Raw genomic sequence first — 24,807 nt, 5'->3', positions numbered from 1 at the left:
GATAAATCATGACCGTCTCGGAGTACTGGATCGCCCGGTCAAGCCGGGCGATGACACCTTTGCTGAGGATCCGGCGTGCCCGCGCCCCCTCACCCGTGGCAGCACGCCGCCTTCGCCGTCTGCGGCTCGTACTGGTCGCGCAGGCGCACCCAATCCATCGGATAGGGCAGGCCTTCCTCGTGACGGCCGAGCGGGGTGAGATCGAGATACTGATAGGCGGCGTTCATCATGTCGAGGCCGCGGGCGAAGCAGGAATAGGTGTGAAAAATCTCGCCGGCCTCGTTGCGATAGAACACGCTGATGCCGGGCAGCTCGGGTCCGTAGATCGGCGTAGTACCGAAATTGTACATCGGCTTGCCGGTCGCGATCTCGTCCGGCGAGAACGTCACGCCGTAATCTCGGTTGAAATCGTTGTCGCCCGACGAGACCCAGTCGAAGGTCCAGCCCATCCGCTTCTTGAAGGCCTCGAGCTTTGCGCTTGACGCCAGCGAGACCGCGGCCATGGACGTGTCGCGCGCGGCCAGATGCGGCACCATGCGCTCGAACCCATCGGCCCAGAACGAGCAGCTCTTGCAGGCCGCGTCCCAGTCGGGCGCGAACATCACGTGCTGGACGACGAGCTGCGGGCGGTTCTTGAAGAGGTCGGACAGCGTGACCTTGCCGTTCGGCCCGGTGAAGACGTAGGGCTTGTCGACCTTCACCCAGGGAAGCTGGCGGCGCTCGTCGGCAAGCCGTTCGCGGGCCTGCGTCAACTCCTTCTCATGGGCGAGATGAGCCTTGCGTGCCGCAATCCACTGCTCGCGCGAAACGATCTGATGTTGCTGCATGGCATCCTCCCTTGGAATTCAGGCGACGAAGGCGTCGAGCTTGTCGAAGAACGAGCTCCAGCCGCGCTGATGGTTGTCGCGTGCGGTCTCGTCGGCGAACTGGGCGTGATGGAACACCATCAGGGTGCCGGCGCTATCAGGCTTGAACGAGATCGTGACCAGCGATTCGCGCTCCGGCGTCGAATGCCAGGCCCAGGTGAAGACCAGGCGCTCGTTCGGCACCACCTCGCGATAGCTGCCGCCGGCCTCGAAATATTCGCCATCGTCGCGGGTGAAGCTGATGCGAAAGCTGCCGCCGGTGCGCACATCGAGCTCGGCTTGCAGCGTCGCCGGCCTCATGTTCGGCGGCCCGAACCACTGCACTAGCTGCTCGGCTTGCGTCCAGGCGGCGTAGACTTTTTCCGGCCGTGCGCGAAGCCGGCGCGTGAGCGTGAGGCTTGGGCGTTCCGCTGATCGTTCGGCGGCGTTGACGGCTGTGTTGGCCATGTCTCTTCCTCCACGAAGGCGGCAAGACGATCGAGATTGTCGGCCCAGAACTGGGCGTAGCGATTGAGCCAGTTCATCGCCTGCTCCATCGGCTGCGCCGTGAGCCGGCAGGACACCGTGCGTCCGGTCTTCTCGCGCACGATCAGGCCTGCATCCGCGAGCACGTCGAGATGCTTCATGATCGCCGGCAGCGAGACCGGGAACGGCGCGGCCAGCTCGCTCACCGACAGGCCGTCCGCTTCGCCGAGGCGTGCGAGCAATGCACGCCTCGTCGGGTCGGATAGTGCCGCAAAGGTCCGGTCCAGCGTCTCGTCCTGATACTTAACCATATGGTTTAGTATAAGCGCGAACGAAAATGCGTCAAGCCGGAACCCGCGGGCACGGGTCCGCACGACTGCGTGATCAGGCTGCGCTCGTCGGAAGCGCGATCAGTATGGGGCAACGGGCCGCGTGCGCCGGGGCGGGCGCGGCGGCGGCACCTGCTGCTGGCCGTAGGCAACGCGAGGATTGGGGCCGCAATACAGCAAGCGGCCGGAGATGCTGGCCAGGCACTGCCCATAAGTGCTGTAGGCGCATTCGCCGGGATAGTCATATTCACCGCCCTGGGCGCACCAGGGATAGTCGCCGGCAGCGGCCGGCGTGACGGTGACAACGCCGGCAAGGATCGTTGCACCCAACGTCAGCAGCGCCAATTGCGTCTTGCGCATGATCCCAACTCCATTGCTCACGGCGCGAGATACGCGCCATCTATCATCAGGTTTCGCCGCAGCGTTTTATTCCAGATCAACGGAACGACACGCGCAAGAAAAAAGCCCTGCAGAACGGCAGGGCTCCCTTCCCAATCATCACAAGATCGCTACTCGACCTTCAGGCCGGCGAACTCGACCACCTTTTTCCACTTCTCGGTCTCGGCCTTGATCTCATCGCCGAAGGCCTCGGGCGTCTGCACCCGCGGCTCGCCGCCGAGCTCGACCAGGCGCTTGGCCATGTCCGGCTCCTTCATCAGCGTGTTGATCTCGCTGTTGAGCTTGGCGATGATCTCCTTCGGCGTGTTCTTCGGCGCGCCCATGCCGAACAGCGCGCTGGCCTCGTAGCCCTTCACCGTGTCGGCGATCGGCTGCACGTCGGGCAATTGCGGCGAGCGCTCCGCGGTGGTGACACCGATCGCGCGCAGCGAGCCGGAGCGGATGTGCTGGATGATCGAGGGCATGTTGTCGAAGATCACCTGCACCTGGCCGCCGAGCATGTCGGTGATCGCGGGCGCCGCGCCGCGGTAGGGCACGTGCTGCATCTTGCAGCCGGTCATCGCCATGAACATCTCGCCGGACAGATGCACCGAGGTGCCGTTGCCGGACGAGGCCATGTTAACCTTGCCGGGATTGGCCTTCACATATTCGATGAACTCGGCGACGTTCTTGGCCGGCACGTCCTTGTTGACGGTCATCACGTTCGGCACGCGCTGGAACGAGGCGACCGGCGCGATGTCGCGCACGAAGTTGAACTTGAGGTTGCTGTACAGCGAGGCGTTGATGTAGTTGGCCGGATTGACCAGCTGCAGCGTGTAGCCGTCAGGCTCGGCATTGATGACCGATTCGGTGCCGATATTGTTGCCGGCGCCAGGCTTGTTCTCGATCACGAATTGCTGGCCGAGCTTTTCCGACAGCCGCTGTCCGATCAGCCGCGCCAGGATGTCGGTGGCACCGCCCGGCGGATAGCCGACCACCCATTTCACCGGACGGGCCGGATAATCGGCGGCGAAGGCCTTCGACAGCGGCGTGGCTGCCAGCGGACTGGCGGCGAGCAGGCCCAGCGCGGTACGGCGAGTGATCATCTCAAGGGTTCTCCCAGTGTTGTTCTTGAAGGGCCGTTGTTCTTGAAAGCCGGATGTCTTGAAAGCGGCGTCCGCGCGGTTGTAACAAAGCTTGCTGCGGGCGGAAAGTGCGCGGGGCGCATCACGACGAAAGGATAAGGCATGCCGGTCAAGGTCGAAGCCCTCGATCATCTCGTGATCAACGTCGCCGATGTCGCGGTGACCGCCGAGTGGTGCCGCAGGATTCTCGGCATGGAAGTCAAGGTCTTCGACCCCGGCGGCGGCAAAGCGCCGCGGACTTCCCTTCATTTCGGTAACCAGAAGATCAACGTCCGGCCGCGCGATGCCGACAAGGTGGAGTGGTTCACTGCGGATCACCCAACCGTCGGCAGCGAGGATCTCTGCTTCCTCACCTCCTCGGCTCCGGACGAGGTGGTGGCGCATTTGAAGGCACATGGCGTCGCCATCGAGGAAGGCCCGGGCCCCAGGCAGGGCGCCCGCGGCACGCTGCGCTCGGTCTATTGCCGGGACCCCGATGGCAGTTTGATCGAGATCTCATCGTACGAAAACTAGACCCGTCATTCCGGGGCGATGCGCAGCATCGAACTATGGTGCGCAGTTGCGCACCTGAGAACCTCGAGATTCCGGGTCTGGTCCTTCGGACCATCCCGGAATGACGAAAGGAGCGCGCGGCCACAGCGCAGTGCACTGCCATTCCCCGATTTGCTCCCCGCGTCATCCGATGGCAGGAAGACGCAATAATCAAAAGGCAGCCGCCAGCAAGATGCGGGCCGCACGGGGAGGTGCTCATGCCACTTCAACACACCGCAACCGGAATCGTCGGTCCGTTCGACGGGCTCGACGTGCCCTGGCTCTTGAGGATGCGCGCGGAGGTCCGGCGGGATCATCCGTTCCTGATCTGGGCGCCGTTCGACGCGCCGGCGCGGCGCTGGAGCTATGGCGAGTTTCACGAGCGGGTCGGTGCGCTCGCGGCGGGGCTCGCGCGGCGCGGGGTGAAGCCGGGCGAATATGTGCTCATTCATCTCGACAATTGCATCGAGGCGATGCTGGCCTGGTTCGCCTGTGTCGAGCTGGGGGCCATCGCAGTCACCACCAACACCCGCTCGGCACCGGCGGAGATCGCGTATTTCGCCGATCATTGCGGCGCGGTCGCCGCGATCACGCAGCCGGCCTATGCGGAGATCGTCGCGCAGAACTGCCGCAACGTCCGCTGGCTGGCGGTGACCTCGCATGATACGGGCGTGGCGCCTGCGCAAGCGGTCTCGCGCGGCGAAAGCTTTGAATCGCTGTTCGCCGACAGCGCCGACCGTCCCAGGCGCGCGGCCGATCCGCTGGCGCCGTGCAGCGTGCAGTATACCTCAGGCACGACGTCGCGCCCCAAAGCGGTGCTGTGGACCCATGCCAACGCGCTGTGGGGCGCCAAGATCAACGCCGCGCATGAGGACCTCCATGCCGGCGACGTGCACCAGGCCTATTTGCCGCTGTTCCACACCAACGCCCTCGCCTACTCCATGCTGGCGACGCTGTGGGTCGGCGCCACCTGCGTGATCCAGCCGCGCTTCTCCGCGAGCCGGTTCTGGGGCGTCGCGCGCGAGCACGGCGCGACCTGGACCTCGACCATACCGTTCTGCATGAAGGCGCTGCTCGAGCAGGAGATCCCGAAAGACCATAAGTTCCGCCTGTGGGGCACCGCCATCAACGAGCCGCCGCCCTTTGCCGCCTTCGGCGTCAAGATGATCGGCTGGTGGGGCATGACCGAGACCATCACCCACGGCATCGTCGGCGAGGTCGACCAGCCCAACATACCCATGTCGATCGGCCGCGCCGCGCCAGAGTACCAGATCCGCATCACCGACGATGAGGGACGGCCGACCGAGGTCGGCGACACCGGCAATCTCGCGATCAAGGGCATCCCCGGCCTGTCGCTGTTCGCCGAATACCTGCACAACGAGACGGCGACGCGCGAGAGCTTTGATGCGCACGGCTTCTTCCTCACCGGCGACCGCGTCGAGCGGCTTCAGAACGGCTACATCAAGTTCGGTGACCGCGCCAAGGACATGCTGAAGGTCGGCGGCGAGAACGTCGCGGCCTCCGAGATCGAGCAGGTGATCGCGCTCGTCCCGGGCGTGCGCGAGGCCGCCGTGGTGGCGAAGAAGCATCCGATGCTGGACGAGGTGCCGGTCGTGTTCATCATCCCGCATGGCGGCGTCGCGGCTGCGCCGCTCGATTTCCATGACCGCGTGATGGAAGCCTGCCGCAAGGGCCTCGCCGACTTCAAGCTGCCGCGCGAGATCAGGCTGGTCGACGACATGCCGCGCTCGACGCTGGAGAAGGTGGCGAAGGCGGAGCTGCGGAAGATGGTGGGGTAGCGAGGTCGCCGAACGGCAAACTGCCGTAGGGTGGGCAAAGGCGCGTCAGCGCCGTGCCCACGTTCTTGGAAGTGGTGGGCACGCTTCGCTTTGCCTACCCTACGGCATCTCACCTAGAACGACCCCAGCGCCACCGGGCGGAACGCCTGCAGCAGCTGCTGGTCGAGCTTGCCGCCCATGCCTTCCATCATGGTGAAGGCACGCGAGTGCGTGAAGGGCATGCGGTAGGCACGCTTCTCGACGAGCGCGGCGTAGATGTCGACGATCGTCGTCAGGCGCACGATGTCGCTGATCTGGTTCGACGACAGGCCATTCGGATAGCCGCTGCCGTCGAGGAATTCGTGGTGATGCAGCACGACGTCCAGCATCTCCGGCGGGAAGCCACCCTGGGCTGCGAGCGCGTCATAGCCGCGGCGCGGATGCTGGCGGACCTCGGCCATCTCCTCGTCGGTGAGCTTGCCGGGCTTGTCGAGCAGATTGGACGGAACGAACGCCTTGCCGACATCGTGCAGCAGCGCGGCACGGGTCAGGCGGCGCTGGTCGTCCTCGCGCATGCCGAGATGCTGCGCGAAGGCGACCGCAAAGCCGGTGACGAACAGGCAGTGGCGATAGCTGCCGACATGGTGGCAGCCGACCGTGGTGAGCCATTCGCGCAGCGAGGAGTGCTTGATCGCCTTCAGGATCTTGCTCTCCGCGGCGATGACGTCGTCGAAGGTCAGGGGCACGCCGAGCGGCAGCTTCTCGAACATCTTTGCCAGCACCGCATGCGCCGCCTCGACGCCGCGGTTCAGGGTCTTGCCGCGATCGGTCGCGTCATAGGTGGCGGTGTCGGGAAAGGCGGCGCGGATGCGCTGCAGGATGGCATCGGGCTGCAGCGGACGCGAGATCGTGTCGGTGGCGCCCAGCGCCCAGGCCTGCATGGTGCCGTGATGAAGTGCGTCCGCCAGCACGAACAGCCGCGGCATCGAGCGATAGGCATCGCCGCGCAGCTTGTTGCGCACCCGCTGCACGCTCTCGGGCGAGCGCAGGTTGATGTCGACGACGAGGCCGGAGAGATCGCGCGAGGGCTGCTCGGGAATCTCCTGCGTGGTCACCGTCGAGACCTCGCCGACCGCCTTCAAAATGCTGGCGAGCTCGGTGCTCTCGTCGCTCCGGTCGGAGGCGAGCAGGAGCCGGCGTTTGGCGGCGGGTTTGGCTGAGGCGTTCATGGCTTCCCCAAGAGCACGGGTCGGGATTTGGCGTCAGCCTAAGCCGGATCAGGTTCTCCGGGCCTTAAGAGGCGTGCTCAATGGAACCCTTCAGCTTTAGGAGCAATTTTAGGGAGTCCGGGTTCCGGGACCGGAACAAAAAAAGCGGCGAAAACAACCCCATGCACAGTAGAACGACCATTGAAAATACTGGGCTTTTTCGAGCGCCGGGAGGGAGGGCTATCGAGACACATCGGGTTCATGCGCAAGGGCGTGTCGCGCGACCGAAATGATCCCGGCTAGAATGAACGAGAAACAAGAAGGGGCGGGAAACCATGCCAGGGATCAATCGGGACGGCGTCGGCATCTACTACGAAGTCCATGGCGAGGGCCCACCGCTGCTGCTCACCCACGGCTACTCCTCGACCTCGGCGATGTGGCACGGGCAGGTCGACGCGCTCGCGAGGGACCACAAGCTGATCCTGTGGGACATGCGCGGCCACGGCCAGTCCGATTACCCCGACGATCCCAAGGCCTACAGTGAAGACCTGACCGTCGGCGACATGGCGGCGATCCTCGATGCCGTCGGCGCGGAGCGCGCCATCATCGGCGGCCTCTCACTCGGCGGCTACATGTCGCTCGCGTTCTATCGCGCCCACCCGGAGCGCGCCCGCGCGCTCTTGATCATCGACACCGGCCCCGGCTTCAGGAAGGACGATGCGCGCGACGCCTGGAACGCGCGTGCACTCGCGACCGCCGACAGGCTCGACCGCGAAGGCCTCGACATGCTGAAGCGGGCGACGCGCGAGCGCGCCACCGCCAGTCATCGCAACGCCAAGGGCCTGGCGCTCGCCGCGCGCGGCATGATGACCCAGCGCGATGCGCGCGTGATCGAGCTGCTTCCCGATATCAAGGTGCCCAGCCTGATCGTGGTCGGCGCCGACGACACGCCGTTCCTCGCCGCGTCCGACTACATGGCGGCCAAGATTCCAGGCGCACAAAAGGTCGTGATCCCCGCCGCCGGACACGCCGTCAACATCGATCAACCCCAGGCTTTTGTTGACGCGGTCGCGCCTTTCCTGAAGAACTTGCCGGGATAGGCCGAACAGGGACGTGGGCAATGAAGCGAGCAATGTTGGCTGCGGGCGCGGTGTTGCTATCGATGTCTGCGCAGGCCGAGCCGTTCGGCGCCGTGCCGCCGCGCCAGCCTTTCGTCACGACCTTGTCGAACAATACGCCGCTTGCGTTCGGCATGGATGCCGAACAGACCGCGCGCGCCCTGGGGCAACCGCTGCAATATGTCCGCGGGCGTCCCGGCAACGAGATCTACCTCGCGCTCCGCAACATCGGCGGCAGCCGGCTGATCCCCTACCGCCATCGCCTGTTCCTGCAATTCCGCCACGGACGGCTGGCGGGATGGAAGGAGGATTACGGCGAGAACTGGATGTGGGAGTGAGGTCTCTCCCCTCATGGTGAGGAGGCGCGAAGCGCCGTCTGACGGACGATGCTGCGCATCGCCGTCTCGAACCATGAAGGCCCCGCTGCTGCATCTCGGCCTTTCATCCTTCGAGACGCGCGCAAAGGCGCGCTCCTCAGGATGAGGGGAGAGAGTGGATTGACGACCAACCAAGAAGGACAACCCGCGTGGGACAGGACATCAAACTGACGGCCTCCGATAATTTCCAGTTCGGCGCCTATCGCGCCGATCCCGCAGGCGCGCCGAAGGGCGCGGTGGTGGTGATCCAGGAGATCTTTGGCGTCAACCATCACATCCGTTCGGTCTGCGACCGCCTCGCCAAGGAAGGTTACGTCGCGATCGCGCCGTCGATCTTCGACCGGACCACGCCGAACTTCCAGTCGGGCTATACGCCCGATGAGATCGCCGAGGCGCGCAAATTCGTCGCCAATCCCGACTGGGCGGCGATGCTGCGCGACACGCAGGCCGCGATCGATGCGGTGAAGGCGATCGGCCCGGTCGGCATCATCGGCTTCTGTCTCGGCGGCAGCATCGCTTTTGTCGCGGCGACGCGATTGACCGACCTGAAGGCTGCGATCGGCTATTATGGAGGCGCGGTCGTGCGCTTCGCCGACGAGACGCCGAAGGTTCCGACGCAGCTGCATTTCGGCGAGAAGGATGCCGGCATTCCGCTGACCGACGTCGAGACGATCAAGACCAAGCGGCCGGACGTCGAGGTCTTCATCTATCCCGGCGCGCAACACGGCTTCCATTGCGACGAGCGGCCGAGCTACGACAAGGCGAGCTCCGACATCGCCTGGCCGCGCAGCATGGCGTTTTTCGCGAAGCATTTGAAGTGACGCCGCAGGCGTCATTCCGGGGCGCGCGTAGCGCGAGCCCGGAATCTATCGTGCGGCAGAGCCGGTGGAGGAATGGATTCTCAGGTGCGCAATTGCGCACCATAGTTCGCGACTTCGTCGCGCCCCGGAATGACGAGAGGAGAGATTTGCGCGACGCCCCCAGAGCAGGAATCGGGTGGCTGCATCCTGAGACCCGGCGATAGAGCTGGCTGATCACGCCAACTCACGCCGGGAGATCGCCATGCAGCAGGCCAATACTGACCTCGTTATCCGCAATCCGTTCGGAACCATGGATGTCCCTGCGCCCAGTGATTCCGAGGTGATGAACTATGCCGCTTCCGCCGCGCTTGCCGGCGATGCCGCCGACGTCAACGCGGCGCCATGGGCATCCATTGCCGCAGCATCCGATCCACTCGAGGGCATCTGGGCGAGCCGCTGGAATGGTGGCGCCGATCCGACCATTGCGGGCGATACGCCGGACAAGTGGAAAGAGGGGCGCGCTGAAGTTCGAGTTGCGGGCGAGCGCATCTATCTGCGCTTTGACTGGGATCATGGCCGCCGGCACGGGCTGATCGATGCTACGCGCGACGAGACGGGCCGGCTGGTCGGCAAGTACATCAACCTGACCAATCCCGCGATCATGCGGCCGTGGGTCGGGCGCGTGGTCGAGGCCGCCAGGATCGACGGATGTTTTCCGAACGGGCGGCTGGATTTTCGGAGATACACTCTGCTGTCATTCCGGGACGCGCATAGCGCGGGGCCCGGAATCCATCGTGCGTCAGTGACGGTAGAGAGATGGATTCCGGGTTCGCGCCTGTCGGCGCGCCCCGGAATGACGAGGAGAGAATGACGAGGAGAGAGTCTTAGAACCAGCGCTCGCCGACGAACACGGTGTCGCCGGGCGCGAGCGGCGTGCCGAGCGGCACCATGGCGCGCATGGCGCCGCCGGCTTCGGTGTGCGTCACGGTGACCACGTCGCGCTTGGCGCGCGGCGAGAAGCCGCCGGCGATCGCGACGGCGCTTTCGACCGTCATGTTCGGCACATAAGGATATTGGCCCGGCGCGGAGACTTCGCCGAGGATGAAGAACGGGCGATAGGTGTCGATCTCGACGGCGACCGAGGGTTCGCGGATGTAGCCGTTGCGCAGGCGCCCGGCGATCTCACCGGCGAGGCCAGCGGTGGTGCGGCCGCGCGCGGGCACCGCACCGATCAGCGGCATGGTGATGGAGCCGCCGGCATCGATGGCGTAGCTGTTGGTGAGACCTTCCTGGCCGTAGACCACGACGCGGAGCTTGTCGCCGGCATCGAGATGGTAGGAGGCGTCGTAGCGCACCGGCCCTGCCATCGGCGCGGCGTAGCCGACCGGCATGGGTGCAGGCGCGGAAGCAAAGGAATTTCGCAGCGCGCCGATGGCGCCACCACCGTCGGCGACGACGACAGGCTGCGGCGCCCCGTAGGGCTGGCCATAGGCCATCGAATCGAGATCGGGGCGCGGCTGTACCATCGCGACGGGGCCGGCAGTCTGCATGCAGCCGCCAAGGGGCAGCGCGGCGGACGCTGCCAATGCAACTGCCGAGATCGACGATCGAAACGCGCGTGCAACCGGCACCGGACCTGTCCCTCGAAACGAGATGGCTCCAGTGATGCACCGGTTATGGTTAATAAAGCGTTGAGCGAAAGGTAATGGGGTCGCACCCTCCCCTGGAGGGGGAGGGTCGCTACGCATGCAGCGGAGCGAAATGCGTAGCGGGGTGGGGTGATCCCTCCACACGAGCACTGTTGGACGTGGAGAGACCGTCACCCCACCCCGCTCGCGCTACGCGCGATCGACCCTCCCCCTCCAGGGGAGGGTAAGATGCGCACGCTGCGACCGCATCGTCGCGGCGGAGATTTCGACTACGCGCCCACGCCGACGCCGATCGGGCAGGACACGCCGGTGCCGCCCAGACCGCAATAGCCGGCGGGATTCTTCGCCAGATATTGCTGATGGTAGTCCTCGGCGAAATAGAACTCGCCGGCCGGTGCGATCTCGGTGGTGATGGCACCGAGACCTTTCGCGGCAAGCGCCTTCTGGTAGAGCGCCTTGGACTCGTCGGCCGCCTTCTTCTGCGCATCCGTGGAAGTGTAGATCGCGCTTCGGTACTGCGTGCCGACATCGTTGCCCTGGCGCATGCCCTGCGTCGGGTTGTGGCTCTCCCAGAACGTCTTCAACAGGCGCTCGTAGGCGATCTTCCTGGGATCGAACACGACCAGCACGACCTCGGTGTGGGCGGTGCGGCCCGAGCAGACTTCTTCATAGGTCGGGTTCGGCGTGTGGCCGCCGGCATAGCCGACGGCGGTGGTGTAGATGCCGTCACCGAGCTCCCAGAACTTGCGCTCGGCACCCCAGAAGCAGCCGAGCCCGAACACCGCCTGCTCGAGGCCGGCGGGATAAGGCGGCTGCAACTTCGCACCGTTGACGAAATGGGTGGTCGCGGTCGGGATGGCTTGCGCACGGCCGGGCAGCGCTTCAGCTGCGCTTGGCAATGCGGTGGTCTTGCGCATGAACAGCATGGACAATCTCCGAAACGAGCTGTCCGTCGCCAAAGCCAGGCGCTCAGGCGGCGTGCTCGCGATCAGGTGGGAATATAGGCTTATACGCAGGCGAGGGCAGCCCTGTTACGCCGCGCCCGATGCGGCGTTCGCTCGCGGGAATCGAAAGCTCAATCCCGGCGGGAATTGAGAGCTCAATCCCGGGTATAGCCGATCAGCGGCTTGCGCGGCCGGAACAGGACCATCAGCAGGATACCGAGAATGCCGAGGACGGCGAAAACCGGCTGGTCCAGCACGAGGCGGATCACCGAGGTCCAGAGCCAGGGCGCCTTGGCCTCGACCCAGGTCCGGAATGCCGTCTGGCTGGCCTGGTTGATGTCGTTCCAGAACTGGCCGAACCGGGTGAACCGCAGGGTCTGGTCGGCGACCCAGCGGGCGCCGTCATAGACCATGAAGATGAACCCGCCGGCGAGCAGCAACAGCCCAATCAGTCGGAAAAAGCCGCGGATCATGCCTCACCCTATACGGTCGTCCGATCGGACGAGCCCTGGAAACACCGACGAAATGCCGCCAGCCAATAGCCGGGGGACGGCAGAAATTCAACCTGTTCAGGGCGTTACGGCCCCCGTCTGGCCCGCTTGAGGCCGGTTTTCCAGCCCGGAAAGCGTTGACGGTGCCACAGACCCTCTCTATAAGGGCGCCAACTGGCGGCGGGCGCAATCCTGCCGCCGCTGTTCTTTGAGCAGTTGCAGGCTTTTTAGGCCTCGTGTTCCGGGAACGGCCCAGCAACCGAACACCCTAAATCCGAGCGTCGATTCCGCGGTCAAGCAAGCCGGCGCTACCCGACCAAGACGCGACCGGTACCCGCAAAGGATATTGAGACCATGGCCAATACCACTTCCGCCAAGAAAGCGACGCGCAAGATCGCCCGCCGCACCGCCGTCAACAAGTCGCGCCGCACCCAGATGCGCGGCGCCGTGCGCACTGTCGAGGAAGCCATCGCGACCGGCGACCGCGCCGCCGCCGTGAAGGCGCTGGCGAATGCCGAGCCCGCCCTGATGCGCGCCGCCCAGCGCAACATCATTCACAAGAACAACGCCAGCCGCAAAGTCTCGCGCCTCACCGCGCAGATCGCCAAGCTCGCCAAGTAAGCTTCCAAGTAGACTTGCGAGTCAGCTCGCAGGTGAGCTTGCGACATCATCTGATCGGTTGATCCGATCAGCACGACAAAGAGCCCGGCATCGCGCCGGGCTTTTTTGTTGCCTGTCATATTCACGCAAGCAGGCACGTGCCTCGCAATCTCCGAGTGGAAGATTTGCGTCGTGCGCACTATGATGCGTTCCGCAGCTCTACCTGCGGATGTTTTTGCAACAGCGGAAACTTACACTGCGTTGCGAAAAACCCCTGCGGCGCGGGGCTAAGTTGAATCCGCGCGCGGAAAAGTTCTGCACACCGTAGATTCACCGGGATGCTGCCACAGGTGGAGTTACCCTGTGAAACGAGACTCAAAAAACGATGACTCGCTAATCACTTATCGACATAGCGGCGACAAGCATTTGGAAAAGTCGCTTGCGCGTCGGATGCGTGACGCTTTTGTAAAAAATTTTTGGCGGTGGCGGGGAATTGTCACACGAAGCGCCGCATTTTCGATTCTGTGCACGAATCCAAAAACTTGCTTCGGAGCCTGTGCACAAGTGGCGCGCGACGTTAACCGAGGTCAAGTTTTTTGATGCCTCAAGTGTGAATCAATTCCGTTGCGAGTCTTTCCGCATAGTGTATTCCTTAAGTCGTTCGCGGCGCCCACGATCTTGAGACCAGCGCGGTATCGGAAACGGGGCGAGCGTGCAAATCGGCGGCGGTGTGCACGTTGGCGACGCTTCAACAAGCGATTGTCGGTTCAAAACCCATAGCAATATGGGAATGGTAGTTCTTTGTCTGAATGTCTCCAAGCGGGATCTCAAGCATCTCGCTCGCGCCAAGCGCAAATGAGAGACATCTTGCAGCTACCCCGACATACGCGATGGCGAAGCCGAGTGGACGACTAGTGCAGACGGGCAGGCATCCGCGACAGGAGTACGGCGCGGTTGTCTTTTACGCAGGACCTTGTCGTGAGCGATCACGGCAGGACGGGGAGGGTATCATGTCCTACGGATTCAACGCGGTATTGATTCAAGTTCCATCGCTCGACGATGCCGTTTCCGATCCGTCCTGTGGCCAGCCTCCTACGTGCACGGGCGCGTCGAGTACGCGCTGACCTCGCGACCCCTCCATCAATGACATCGCTGATCTGACCCGCGGCGCTTCGCGCCGAACGGTCGAGCCATGTCTGACGATGGACTCGCTTGAGGTCGCGCCATTCCGGGGATTCCGGCAGGAACCCTGCATGGCGCTCACAAATTCAATCTGAGCTCTCAAGAGAAGTTTTGACGATGAACACATCGGAACAGGATCGCTGGTCACGCGTGAAGGGTCGGCTGCGCTCGAGCGTTGGCGAGGACGTCTATACGAGCTGGTTTGCTCGCATGGATCTCGAAGGCGTGCAGGAGGAGAGCGTGCGGCTCTCGGTGCCCACCCGCTTCCTGAAGAGCTGGATCCAGGCTCATTATGCCGAGCGCGTGCTGTCGTGCTGGCAGGCCGAGATGCCGGAAGTGCATCGCATCGACCTCACGGTCCGTTCCGCGGTGCGCCCGGTGGTGCAGCCGAAGGAAGCGCCCGCGCCGGTCGAGGCACGCCGCGCGCCCGCACCCGAGCTGCGCTCGACCGCGACCGCGCCGGTCTCGGCCAATCATGATGCACTCGGCGGCTCGCCGCTTGATCCGCGCCTGACCTTTGCGAGCTTCGTCGTCGGCCGCTCCAATACGCTGGCCCATGCGGCCGCGCGTCAGGTCGCCGAGGGTCGCCGCGGCGACCCCGTGATGTTCAACCCGCTCTACATCCATGCCGGCGTCGGCCTCGGCAAGACGCATCTGCTTCAGGCCGTGACCTGGGCCGGCAATTCCGGCAACGAGCGCAAGGTGCTGTATCTCACGGCGGAAAAATTCATGTACGGCTTCGTCGCCGCGCTGAAGACGCAGACGGCGCTGGCCTTCAAGGAAGCGCTGCGCGGCATCGACGTGCTGGTGATCGACGATCTGCAGTTCCTGCAGGGCAAGTCGACCCAGGCCGAGTTCTGTCACACGCTGAACGCGCTGATCGATGCCGGCCGCCAGGTCGTGATCGCGGCCGACCGTCCGCCGTCCGACCTCGAGAGCCTGGATGACCGCGTCCGCTCGCGCCTTGCCGGCGGCCTCGTGGTCGAGATGGGCTCGCTCGGCGAGGAGCTGCGCCACGGCATCCTCAAGTCGCGCGTCGCCGCTGCCCGCGCCCATCATGCGACCTTCGACGTGCCGGAGGAGGTGCTGCATTATCTCGCGCGCACCATCACCCATAACGGCCGCGACCTCGAAGGCGCGATCAACCGCCTGCTGGCGCACTCCAAGCTCAACAACCAGCCGGTGACGCTGGAGATGGCCGAGCGCGAGGTGCGCGACCTGGTCCGGCCGCAGGAGCCGAAGCGGATCAAGATCGAGGACATCCAGCGCGTGGTGGCCCGGCAGTACAATGTCAGCCGCTCCGACCTCTTGTCCTCGCGCCGCACCGCCAACGTGGTCCGCCCGCGTCAGGTGGCGATGTACCTCGCCAAGACGCTGACCCTGCGCTCGCTGCCCGAGATCGGCCGCCGCTTCGGCGGACGCGACCACACCACGGTGCTGCATGCCGTGCGCAAGATCGAGGCGCTGGTCTCCAAGGACACCGCGCTGTCGGAGGAAGTGGAATCGCTGAAGCGCCAGCTTCAGGAATAAAGGCCTAGGCCTCCTCCCCGCCCTTCTCCCGCCGCCCCGGCCACGCCTGGGCGGCGGTCTTCGTTTGAGGCTGTTAATCGTGGGGAACTGCCCCCCGATCCCTTGAATCCGGGGGCCATCCGAGCCACCTTGCGCGACCCTGACGGCTTTGGTCATATCGGCTGGATGATCCGGCTTTTCGGGGTCTTCGGTGCCGTGGCGCGCGTCCCGCCGCCCGGCCTTCTCAACGCTGAGTTTTCCTTGGGGATCGGGCGAGTAGTGAAATGAAGGTTACGGTCGAACGCGCGCAACTCCTGAAGTCACTGGGCCATGTCCACCGCGTGGTCGAGCGCCGCAACACGATCCCGATCCTCGGCAACGTGCTGGTCCGCGCCGAGAACGCCAAATTGTCGCTGAAGGCGACCGACCTCGACCTCGAGGTGACGGAAACGCTTGCGGCCGAAACCGCCACCGCCGGTTCCACCACCGTGCCGGCGCACATGTTCTACGACATCGTGCGCAAGCTGCCGGACGGCTCGCAGATCGTGCTCGAGGCCGACGGCGACCGCGCCGTGCTGGCGATCCGCGCCGGCCGCTCGCGCTTCACGCTGCAGACGCTGCCGGAGAATGATTTCCCGGATCTGGCCGCCGGCGACATGTCGCATTCGTTCTCGCTCGCCGCCAAGGACGTCAAGCGGCTGATCGATCGCACCCAGTTCGCGATCTCGACCGAGGAGACGCGCTACTATCTCAACGGCATCTATCTGCATGCCGCGGGCACCGCCAAGGCCGCGACCCTGCGCGGCGTTGCCACCGACGGCCACCGCCTCGCCCAGCTCGACCTCGTCCAGCCCAAGGGCGCCGAGGGCATGCCCGGCGTGATCGTGCCGCGCAAGACCGTCGGCGAGGTGCAGCGCCTGATCGAGGACACCGACGCCGAGATGACGATCGAGCTGTCGCAGGCCAAGATCCGCTTCACGATCGGCAACGTGGTGCTGACCTCGAAGCTGATCGACGGCACCTTCCCCGACTATGGCCGCGTCATTCCGCAAGGCAACGACAAGGAGCTCGTCGTCGACAAGAAGGATTTTGAGAACGCGGTCGACCGTGTCTCCACCATCTCGAGCGAACGCGGCCGCGCGGTCAAACTGTCGCTGTCGGCGGGCAAGCTGGTGCTGTCGGTGACCAACCCGGATTCGGGCAGCGCGACCGAAGAGCTCGAGGTCGAATACGCCTCCGACGCGCTCGATATCGGCTTCAACTCCCGCTACCTCCTCGACATCGCCGCCCAGATCGAAGGCGACGTCGCAACGCTCCGGCTCGCCGACCCCGGCTCGCCCACCCTGGTCCAGGACCGCGACGACAAGAGCGCACTGTACGTGCTGATGCCGATGCGGGTGTGAGGGAGGTGCTCCCTCGCCATCCATCGGAGCCGTAGGGTGGGCAAAGCTTGCGCCGTAGCTCGAAGAGCGAAGGCGAAAGCGTGCCCACGATGCAGCGGCACGGATCAAAGCAAGACGTGGGCACGGCGCGCGCAGAGCGCGCCGTTGCCCACCCTACGGCATGCTCCCGCAAAGGGAGAGCGCGCGTTCACGACGAACAACTCATGACCCCCTCTCGCATTCATCGCCTGACGCTGACGCATTTTCGCAATTATCGGGCGGCGGGGCTCGAGACGGCGGCTGACATGGTGGCGCTGGTCGGGCCGAACGGGGCGGGCAAGACCAATTGCATCGAGGCGATCTCGTTCCTGTCGCCAGGCCGGGGCCTGCGGCGCGCGACGCTGGAAGACGTTGCCGACAACCAGGGCGACGGCTCCTGGGCGGTCTCCGCGCAGGTCGAGGGCGCGCTGGGGCTCGCCACGCTCGGCACCGGCATCGATGCGCCGCGCGCGGACAGCACTGTGAGCCGGCGCTGCCGCATCGACCGCGAGCCGGTGAATTCGGCAGCCAGCTTCGGCGACCACATCCGCATGGTGTGGCTGACGCCGGCGATGGACGGGCTGTTCATGGGCGCAGGCTCCGAGCGGCGGCGCTTCTTCGACCGCCTGGTGCTCGCCATCGACAACGAGCATTCCAGCCGCATCAACGCGCTCGAACGGTCCCTGCGCTCGCGCAACCGCCTGCTCGAGACGCGCAATTACGACGACCATTGGTGTGACGCGATCGAGCGCGAGACCGCCGAGCTTGCGGTCGCGGTCGCCGCCACGCGCGGCCAGACCGCAGCGCGGCTGACCGGCATGTTGAATGCACGCGCACAGCAATCCGCATTTCCGTCGGCGCAGATCGCGCTCGACGGCTGGATGGAGAACGCGCTACTGACCGAGACCGCGACGTCGGTCGAGGACCGCTATCGCCAGATCCTGCGCGACAACCGTCCGCGCGATGCCATCGCCGGCCGCACCACCGACGGCCCGCATCTCACCGATCTCCAGGTGATCTACGCGCCGAAGAGCATGCCCGCGCGCGACGCATCCACGGGCGAGCAGAAGGCGCTGTTGATCGGCCTCGTGCTGGCGCACGCCACGCTGGTCGCCGAGATGACCGGCATCGTGCCGCTGCTGCTGCTCGACGAGGTCGTCGCCCATCTCGATCCGAACCGGCGCGCCGCGCTGTTCGACGAGCTGCGCAAGCTGGGCGCGCAGGTCTGGCTGACCGGCGCGGACCCCGCCGCCTTCGCCGAGATTGGCGCCGGCGGCGAGGTGTTTGACGTCGAGAGCGGACGCGTATCGGCCCGGTCGCCTTCGCATTGAACCCGCCCGGTTCCGTCAGCGACTAGCTGTGCGAGGCCGCGCCGACGGTGTCGCAGCCGTCACCGCGCGATGAGATGACGCGCAATCTCTTGGAGAGTGAGATGCGGACGGTAAGGTCCGGGGCGCAGGCCCCGGCACGATGGCGGGCGTTTGCGTGCGGCCTCGTCTTGCTCGCAAGCTGCCTGCTTGCGGCAAGCGCCAGCGCCTGGGTGACGCATGTGTCAGCACTGTTTTCGGCCGAGCTGACGCCGGACCCCGACACCAAGCTGCCCGCGCCGACCCGCTACAGCTACAGGGGAATCCACACCACCGTCGTCCAGGGCGTCGAGACGCCGCTTCGCACCAGGTTGGAGGCCACCGTGCCCGCCGAGCTTGGCAACGTGCTCGCCTTCTACCGCACCGAGCTCGGAAAGCTCGGTTGGCAGGAGCAGCACGATGGCGCGGTGATCTCCGCCGATCACGTCCAGCTCGCCTTCGTCTCCCCGGTTGGACCCGGCATGCTGGCGCTCGACCGCAAGGACTCCGGCACCAATGTCAACCTCGTGCAGAAAAACGCATCCGTCGCGGCCAATGCGAGGGTCATGCCCGAGCCCGGCCAGGCCATGCTGGTGTTCTCCAATATCAGCGAGACCGAAGCCACGCTCACCATCAACGACCAGACCCTCAAGCGAGCCGCCGGCACCCGTGCGGTGTCGCTGGATCTGCAGCCCGGCAAATACGCCTACGAGGTGAGCGTGCCTGGCCATCCGGTCACCACGAAAGTCCTCAACTTCGCAGCCGGCGACACCTGGGAGCTCACGATCGGGCGCGACGGCGAGGCATGGTCGCCGCTCCTGCTCTATTGAGCTTTTTGAACCTCACGGGTTCCTGCCGCGACTCCTCGTCTGAGGCCGCGCCCATGGGGTCGCAGCCTGCAATTGCGCGAGGGGTCGACCCGCGCGAAATCCAGGAGTTTTGGCGATGTCGATGATCAAGCGCGGGACGCAGGTCCCGGCACGCTGGCGGCTGCTTGCCTGCGGCCTCTTCCTGATGGCGAGCTGCTCGATCGCGGCCGCCGCTGATGAGGGCATCGTCGACGTCCACGCGCTGCCGCAGCTCGAGGGCGCGGTGGAGGATACGTCGCGCCCCGACCCATATCGCGTCGAATATCGCATGCCGACGCCAGAAGCGGTGACATCGCCGGCGGTGAAGAAGCTCCTCAGCGCGAACGGCTGGGTGCCCTATGTGCGCCCGCTGGAGGAGAAGAGCACCACGCTGAATTTCAAGAAAGGACGGCAGGGCCTGTCCGTTCATTTCACGCAAGCCCTCGGCCGGCCCGACCAGTCCGTGGTCTATTACTCGACCGACCGGATCTACAGCAACGTGCCGTTTCCCGACGGCGCGAGCGACATCATGTTCGACGGCACGAGGCCCTATCTCGGCTGCGTCGCGCCCAGCGCGCTCGAGGCAACATCGGAATTCTACAAGACCCAGATGGACGCGATCGGCTGGCGCAAGCTCACGCCGGAAACGGCGGCGCGCTGGACGAGCAGCCTGGACGAGACCGTTCCGAACGGCGTGCGCGCGTTCTACGAGCATGCCGACAGCGAGGTCACTGGCTTCTACAGGCAGAAGCCCGTCATGCTGACGCTGACGCGCCGCGACGACGGCCGCACCAATGTCGACATCCGCGTCGCGCCGTTCGCCTTGCCCGGCGAGCTCAAGGCCGATGGCGATCTTGCCGGCCTGCCGCGGCCTAGCCCGACCAAGACGGCCAAGAGCCTCGGCAGCGCAGACTCCAACAAGCGCGAGATGTCGGCGGCCGCGATGGCCGAGCTGCCGGCCGTGCTGGCGTTCTATCATCGCGAGCTCGCCGCGCGCGGCTGGCAGGAGGACGGCAGCGCGCCGCTCGCGCCCGGCGACGAGGTCGCGATCAAGATCTCCAACACTGATGAAACCGGCGTGCTGCGGCTCGGCCGCAAATACGATTTCACCATGGTCAGCCTGACCGCGCAGGTGAAGGAATCCGCGCTCGCCGCCCGCGCCAAGGCGAAGAAGGAAGCCGACGAGAAATTCCTTGGGGATGCGCTAGGTGCAGCCAAGCAGCTCATTGCTGCCGACGAAGCGCGGCGCAAGGTGCAGGCGGCCGCGCTGTCCGATGCGCCGCTCAATGCGCTCGCCGACAGCAAGACACCGGTGCCGCTGCCCGAGACCGCCGAGAGCGTGAAGTTCGAAGGCGGCGACGGCCGGCTGGAATTCTCCTCCACCTCGAGCGTGAAGGCGCTCGGCACCTTCTACCGCGCTTCGCTGAAGAATGCGGGCTGGAAGGAGCAGCCCTCCGTTATCAACCAGCCCAACATGGCGGTGATGACGTTCTCAAAGGCCGGCAAGTCGATCTCGATGACCGTGATGCAGATGGGCCCGAAGGTGAATGTCAGCGCCAACGGTTCCGGCCTCATCGTGGCTGCCGCGAAGCCCGCGGCCGTCCCGGAGGTGCAGGCCAAATCCTCCGAGCCGCTCAAGCCCGATCCCGAATCCCAGCTGCCCGTGCCGACGCAGCGGTCGTCGACCTCGCTCGCCACCACCAAGCTGCCGGGCACGGAGATGCCGTTCCGCCGCGAGCTCGAAGCCAGCATCCCGGCCCCGCTCGGCGACGTGCTGGCGTTCTACCGCACCGAGCTTGGAAAGCTCGGCTGGCAGGAAAAGACCGAGGGCGCGACTGTCTCCGCCGAGCGCGCGCAGATCGAATTCACCTCGCCGCAGGGACCAGCGGTGCTCAAGCTCGGCCGCGCCAGGGGCGAGACCACGGTCAATCTGGCGCAGAAGAATCCAGATGCCGCGACCAAGGCGGACATCATGCCCAAGCCGGGCCAGGCCCGGGTGATGTTCGGCAATATCGGGCCGAAGGAAGCCTCGCTCACGATCAACAAGCAGACCGTCAAGATCGCGGCCGGCGCCGGCGGCCCGCAATCGCCGAAAGGTCCGATGCTTGATCTGGCGCCCGGGACATACCAGTACGCGCTGCGCATGCCTGGGCGTCCGGCCCGCGCCGAGAGCCTCACGGTCGCCGCCGGCGATGCCTGGGGCCTCATGGTGGGTCCGACCGGCGAGGTGCTGCCGCTGCAGATGTATTGATCCCGCCGCCTGTGCCTGTAACGGCCAGGTTGAACCTGTCCGGTTCCCGAGGCGACTAGTCGTCTGGAAGCGGCGGCGGGATGTGTCGCAGCCGCTGCATCGCGCGAAGATCACGACGCGCGATACCCCTGGAGAGCGAGCATGACGACGGCAAGGCGCGGGACGAAGGTCCCGGCACGATGGCGGCTATTGGCGTGCGCCCTCACTCTTCTCGCAGGCTGTTCGAACGAGCCGCTGACGGCAGATCCCGACGTCGCCATGCCGGCACCGAAGCAAAGCAGCTTCAGCCAATTCCACACCACGCAGGCCCATGGCGCCAAGGCCCCGCTCCGGCTCGAGATCGAAGCGCGCGTGCCCGCGGAGCTCGGCGAGGTGCTGGCCTTCTACCGCAGGGAGCTCGGAAAGCGCGGCTGGCAGGAGAAGCCGGACGACGCGGTGATCGCCGCCGATCGCGTGCAACTGGCCTTCGCCTCCCCAAAGGGCCCGGCCACCCTGAAGCTTGGCCGCGCCAAGGGCGAGACCACGGTCAGCCTGGCGCAAAGGAATCCGGAGGCCGCGGCCGAGGCCAATGTCCTGCCGACATCAGGACAAGCGCGGCTGATATTCGGCTACTTAAGGCCAGACGTGGCTTCGCTTGTGATCAACGATCAAACCATTGAGATCGCTGGCGGCGAAAATCATCCACAAACGCTGGATCTGCCGCCCGGCACGTATTCCTACGAGCTGCGCGCGTGGGGCCTTCTGCTGCGCACCGATACCGTCACCCTGGCCTCAGGCGAGGCCTGGAGCCTCAGCGACGACAAGAAGCCGTCCCAGATCTACTGAACCGAGTAGCCTGTTCCGGGGCGCCACGGCGGCTCGGAACAGGCCTCTGCGCCCCGCAAAAACCACGCCTTCCAGAGGCCCAAAACGGCGCCTCGAATCGGGCTTTTCGCGAGCCTCCGAATCGACCTTCAAAAGCCTTGAAAACCGGCAGAAAAACCCTATCTGCTCAAAGGGTTGCCGGAGGATACTTTGCGCTAGGCGCAAGCGGTCTTTCATGGCACAAATAGCTCGCAAATCAGCGCCTTTTGCGCCGCTGATTCGGGCGACATTTCGAAGGCCTCTCATGACAGAACCTGCTCGGCAGCCCGCTGCCGAAAACGAGCCCTCCAATCCGAGCGAATACGGTGCGGAATCGATCCGCGTGCTCAAGGGTCTCGACGCCGTCCGCAAGCGCCCGGGCATGTATATCGGCGACACGGACGACGGCTCGGGCCTGCACCACATGGTCTACGAGGTCGTCGACAACGCGATCGACGAAGCGCTCGCGGGCCATGCGACGCGCGTCGACGTGATCCTCAACGCCGACAATTCCGTCACCGTGCGCGACGACGGCCGCGGCATTCCCGTCGACATCCACAAGGGCGAAGGCATCTCGGCGGCCGAGGTCATCATGACCCAGCTCCACGCCGGCGGTAAGTTCGACCAGAATTCCTACAAGGTCTCCGGCGGCCTGCACGGCGTCGGCGTCTCCGTCGTCAACGCGCTGTCGAGCAAGCTCGGCTTGCGCATCTGGCGCGACGACAAGGAGCACTACATCGAGTTCGCCCACGGCGATGCCGTCGCACCGCTGAAAGTCGTGGGCGACGCGCCGGGCAAGCGCGGCACCGAGGTGACGTTCCTGGCCTCGACCGAGACCTTCAAGAACATCGAATATGATTTCGCCACGCTCGAGCATCGCCTGCGCGAACTCGCCTTCCTCAATTCCGGCGTCAACATTGCGCTCTCCGACATGCGCCACGCGGTCGAGAAGCGCGAGGAGATGTACTATTCCGGCGGTGTCGAGGAGTTCGTCAAATATCTCGACCGCAACAAGAAGGCGCTGGTGCCGACGCCGATCATGGTGCGTTCGGAAGCCAACGGCATCGGCGTCGAGGCCGCTTTGTGGTGGAACGACAGCTACCACGAGAACGTGCTGTGCTTCACCAACAACATCCCGCAGCGTGACGGCGGCACCCATCTGGCCGGCTTCCGCGGCGCGCTGACGCGCCAGGTCAACGGCTATGCCGAGGCCAATGCGAAGAAGGAAAAGATCGCGCTGACCGGCGACGACTGCCGCGAAGGCCTGACGGCCGTGCTGTCGGTGAAGGTGCCGGACCCGAAATTTTCGTCGCAGACCAAGGACAAGCTGGTGTCCTCGGAAGTGCGTCCCGTGGTCGAGAACGTCCTCAACGAGGCGCTCCAGGCCTGGTTCGAGGAGCACCCCTCCGAGGCCAAGATGATCGTGGGCAAGGTGATCCAGGCCGCCGCCGCCCGCGAAGCCGCGCGAAAAGCGCGCGAGCTGACGCGGAAGAGCCCGCTCTCGGTCTCCTCGCTGCCCGGCAAGCTCGCCGACTGCCAGGAAAAGGATCCGGCCAAGTCCGAGCTCTTCATCGTCGAGGGCGACTCGGCAGGCGGCAGCGCCAAGCAGGGCCGCAACCGCGAGTTCCAGGCGGTGCTGCCGCTGCGCGGCAAGATCCTCAACGTCGAGCGTGTGCGCCCCGACAAGATGCTGTCGTCGGAACAGATCGGCACGCTGATCACCGCGCTCGGCACCGGCATCAGCGACGACTTCTCGGTCGAGAAGCTGCGCTATCACAAGATCATCGTGATGACGGACGCCGACGTCGACGGTGCCCATATCCGCACGCTGCTGCTCACCTTCTTCTACCGGCAGATGCGCGACATCATCGACGGCGGCTATCTCTATATCGCCCAGCCGCCGCTCTATAAGGTCTCGCGCGGCAAGTCCGAGCAGTATCTGAAGGACGAGCGGGCGCTGGAAGACTATCTGATCGACGCCGGGCTCGATGACTGCGTGTACATCCCCGGCACCGGCGGCGACCGCTCCGGCCGCGATCTGCGCGCGCTGGTCGACGATGCCCGCGTGGTCCGCAGCATTTTGCGCAATCTGCACAGCCGCTATAACCGAAAGGTGGTCGAGCAGGCCGCCATCACCGGCGTGCTGAACAAATCGATCTACGGTAATCCGGAGAATGCGGCCGCGGCCGCGCAATACATCGCGAGCCGCCTGGACAACCAGGCCGAGGAAGTCGAACGCGGCTGGGTGGGCCAATTCGTCGAGGGCCAGGGTTTCCTGTTCGAGCGCACCGTGCGCGGCGTCAAGGAATCGGCCATCATCGACGACGCGCTGCTCGGTTCGGCCGAGGCCCGCAAGCTCGACGAGTACACGACGAAGCTCCAGGACGTTTACGCCCGTTCCGGCAAGCTGCGGCGCAAGGACAGCGAGCACGTGGTCCACGGTCCGTCCGACCTGTTCGAGGCGGTGACGGATTCGGGGCGCAAGGGCATCACGCTGCAGCGCTACAAAGGTCTCGGCGAGATGAACCCGGAGCAGCTGTGGGAGACCACGCTCGACACCGAGGTGCGCTCGCTCTTGCAGGTGAAGGTCAAGGAGGTCGACGAGGCCGACGACATCTTCACCAAGCTGATGGGCGACGTGGTCGAGCCCCGCCGCGATTTCATTCAGGAACACTCGCTCAGCGCGACGATCGATATCTGAGGTCTTCCGTGCCTCTCCCGCTTGCGG

22 protein-coding genes and 1 pseudogene are annotated in these 24,807 nt (G+C 65.3%); 14 read left to right on the top strand and 9 right to left on the bottom strand.

What is annotated here, in order from left to right; genetic code table 11:
* Window positions 1-89: 89 nt before the first annotated feature.
* The 5 genes from JQ603_RS14425 to JQ603_RS14405 all read right to left on the bottom strand — a co-directional run bounded on the left by JQ603_RS14425 (window position 90) and on the right by JQ603_RS14405 (window position 3,144).
* Window positions 90-827 carry a DUF899 domain-containing protein gene (locus JQ603_RS14425; protein WP_212340312.1) on the bottom strand — a complete coding sequence of 246 codons (738 nt, stop codon included), beginning with the start codon at window positions 825-827 and terminating at the stop codon, window positions 90-92.
* 18 nt (window positions 828-845) lie between these two features.
* A complete protein-coding gene (locus JQ603_RS14420; protein WP_271582903.1) occupies window positions 846-1,190 on the bottom strand; it encodes an SRPBCC family protein in 345 nt (114 codons plus the stop codon).
* The gene (locus tag JQ603_RS14415; protein WP_245003626.1) at window positions 1,190-1,573 is read right to left on the bottom strand and encodes an ArsR/SmtB family transcription factor; all 384 of its coding nucleotides are present in this window, start codon (window positions 1,571-1,573) and stop codon (window positions 1,190-1,192) included. The genes JQ603_RS14420 and JQ603_RS14415 overlap by 1 nt, the downstream gene beginning before the upstream one ends.
* 168 nt (window positions 1,574-1,741) lie before the next feature.
* Window positions 1,742-2,020, bottom strand: a complete 279-nt coding sequence (locus tag JQ603_RS14410) for a DUF3551 domain-containing protein (protein ID WP_212340306.1) — start codon at window positions 2,018-2,020, stop codon at window positions 1,742-1,744.
* A 149-nt stretch (window positions 2,021-2,169) separates the two neighbouring features.
* Entirely contained in the window at window positions 2,170-3,144 is a 975-nt protein-coding gene (locus tag JQ603_RS14405; RefSeq protein WP_212340304.1) for a Bug family tripartite tricarboxylate transporter substrate binding protein, read from the bottom strand.
* A 141-nt stretch (window positions 3,145-3,285) separates the two neighbouring features.
* Here JQ603_RS14405 and JQ603_RS14400 point away from each other — a divergent pair, with 141 nt between their 5' ends.
* Together JQ603_RS14400 and JQ603_RS14395 are read left to right on the top strand one after the other, a co-directional pair.
* Window positions 3,286-3,696, top strand: a complete 411-nt coding sequence (locus tag JQ603_RS14400) for a VOC family protein (protein WP_212340302.1) — start codon at window positions 3,286-3,288, stop codon at window positions 3,694-3,696.
* Between the two features lie 236 nt (window positions 3,697-3,932).
* Entirely contained in the window at window positions 3,933-5,513 is a 1,581-nt protein-coding gene (locus tag JQ603_RS14395; protein WP_212340300.1) for an AMP-binding protein, read from the top strand.
* 113 nt (window positions 5,514-5,626) lie between these two features.
* Here JQ603_RS14395 and JQ603_RS14390 read toward each other — a convergent pair whose 3' ends face one another.
* Window positions 5,627-6,721, bottom strand: coding sequence for an HD-GYP domain-containing protein (locus JQ603_RS14390; protein ID WP_212340298.1), 1,095 nt, complete (start codon window positions 6,719-6,721; stop codon window positions 5,627-5,629).
* A gap of 314 nt (window positions 6,722-7,035) precedes the next feature.
* Between JQ603_RS14390 and JQ603_RS14385 the strand changes: the two genes are divergently transcribed.
* The 4 genes and pseudogenes from JQ603_RS14385 to JQ603_RS14370 form a co-directional block, all read left to right on the top strand.
* Complete coding sequence (locus JQ603_RS14385; RefSeq protein ID WP_212340296.1) at window positions 7,036-7,800, top strand: alpha/beta fold hydrolase; 765 nt, start codon at window positions 7,036-7,038, stop codon at window positions 7,798-7,800.
* A 20-nt stretch (window positions 7,801-7,820) separates the two neighbouring features.
* On the top strand, window positions 7,821-8,156 hold the full coding sequence (locus JQ603_RS14380; protein ID WP_212340294.1) for a hypothetical protein: 336 nt from the start codon (window positions 7,821-7,823) through the stop codon (window positions 8,154-8,156).
* A 188-nt stretch (window positions 8,157-8,344) separates the two neighbouring features.
* Window positions 8,345-9,016 carry a dienelactone hydrolase family protein gene (locus JQ603_RS14375; protein ID WP_212340292.1) on the top strand — a complete coding sequence of 224 codons (672 nt, stop codon included), beginning with the start codon at window positions 8,345-8,347 and terminating at the stop codon, window positions 9,014-9,016.
* A 241-nt stretch (window positions 9,017-9,257) separates the two neighbouring features.
* Window positions 9,258-9,737 (top strand): annotated as a pseudogene (locus JQ603_RS14370) (hypothetical protein); the annotation flags it as partial.
* A gap of 142 nt (window positions 9,738-9,879) precedes the next feature.
* Here JQ603_RS14370 and JQ603_RS14365 read toward each other — a convergent pair.
* The 3 genes from JQ603_RS14365 to JQ603_RS14355 all read right to left on the bottom strand — a co-directional run bounded on the left by JQ603_RS14365 (window position 9,880) and on the right by JQ603_RS14355 (window position 12,061).
* Window positions 9,880-10,626, bottom strand: a complete 747-nt coding sequence (locus JQ603_RS14365) for a polysaccharide biosynthesis/export family protein (protein ID WP_212340290.1) — start codon at window positions 10,624-10,626, stop codon at window positions 9,880-9,882.
* Window positions 10,627-10,913: 287 nt separating this feature from the next.
* Complete coding sequence (gene msrA / locus JQ603_RS14360; RefSeq protein ID WP_212340289.1) at window positions 10,914-11,570, bottom strand: peptide-methionine (S)-S-oxide reductase MsrA; 657 nt, start codon at window positions 11,568-11,570, stop codon at window positions 10,914-10,916.
* A 173-nt stretch (window positions 11,571-11,743) separates the two neighbouring features.
* Window positions 11,744-12,061, bottom strand: coding sequence for a hypothetical protein (locus JQ603_RS14355; RefSeq protein WP_212340287.1), 318 nt, complete (start codon window positions 12,059-12,061; stop codon window positions 11,744-11,746).
* Between the two features lie 372 nt (window positions 12,062-12,433).
* Here JQ603_RS14355 and rpsT point away from each other — a divergent pair, with 372 nt between their 5' ends.
* The 8 genes from rpsT (at window position 12,434) to gyrB (ending at window position 24,780) form a co-directional block, all read left to right on the top strand.
* Complete coding sequence (rpsT, locus tag JQ603_RS14350) at window positions 12,434-12,700, top strand: 30S ribosomal protein S20 (RefSeq protein ID WP_027563963.1); 267 nt, start codon at window positions 12,434-12,436, stop codon at window positions 12,698-12,700.
* A gap of 1,278 nt (window positions 12,701-13,978) precedes the next feature.
* Window positions 13,979-15,391: a chromosomal replication initiator protein DnaA gene (gene dnaA, locus JQ603_RS14345; protein ID WP_212340286.1), complete on the top strand. Its 1,413-nt coding sequence runs from the start codon at window positions 13,979-13,981 to the stop codon at window positions 15,389-15,391.
* A gap of 263 nt (window positions 15,392-15,654) precedes the next feature.
* Window positions 15,655-16,773: a DNA polymerase III subunit beta gene (gene dnaN / locus JQ603_RS14340; protein ID WP_018644236.1), complete on the top strand. Its 1,119-nt coding sequence runs from the start codon at window positions 15,655-15,657 to the stop codon at window positions 16,771-16,773.
* Window positions 16,774-16,976: 203 nt separating this feature from the next.
* Window positions 16,977-18,122 carry a DNA replication/repair protein RecF gene (gene recF / locus JQ603_RS14335; protein WP_212340285.1) on the top strand — a complete coding sequence of 382 codons (1,146 nt, stop codon included), beginning with the start codon at window positions 16,977-16,979 and terminating at the stop codon, window positions 18,120-18,122.
* 101 nt (window positions 18,123-18,223) lie between these two features.
* Window positions 18,224-18,967 carry a hypothetical protein gene (locus tag JQ603_RS14330; RefSeq protein WP_212340284.1) on the top strand — a complete coding sequence of 248 codons (744 nt, stop codon included), beginning with the start codon at window positions 18,224-18,226 and terminating at the stop codon, window positions 18,965-18,967.
* Between the two features lie 115 nt (window positions 18,968-19,082).
* Entirely contained in the window at window positions 19,083-21,236 is a 2,154-nt protein-coding gene (locus tag JQ603_RS14325) for a hypothetical protein (RefSeq protein WP_212340283.1), read from the top strand.
* 141 nt (window positions 21,237-21,377) lie between these two features.
* A complete protein-coding gene (locus JQ603_RS14320; protein WP_212340282.1) occupies window positions 21,378-22,061 on the top strand; it encodes a hypothetical protein in 684 nt (227 codons plus the stop codon).
* Window positions 22,062-22,344: 283 nt separating this feature from the next.
* Window positions 22,345-24,780, top strand: a complete 2,436-nt coding sequence (gene gyrB / locus JQ603_RS14315) for a DNA topoisomerase (ATP-hydrolyzing) subunit B (protein WP_212340281.1) — start codon at window positions 22,345-22,347, stop codon at window positions 24,778-24,780.
* Window positions 24,781-24,807 lie beyond the last annotated feature (27 nt).

It is taken from the genome of Bradyrhizobium liaoningense (genome assembly GCF_018130825.1).
In the GTDB taxonomy this organism is placed as follows: domain Bacteria; phylum Pseudomonadota; class Alphaproteobacteria; order Rhizobiales; family Xanthobacteraceae; genus Bradyrhizobium; species Bradyrhizobium liaoningense_B.
This window is presented reverse-complemented; position numbering and strand designations above follow the sequence as displayed.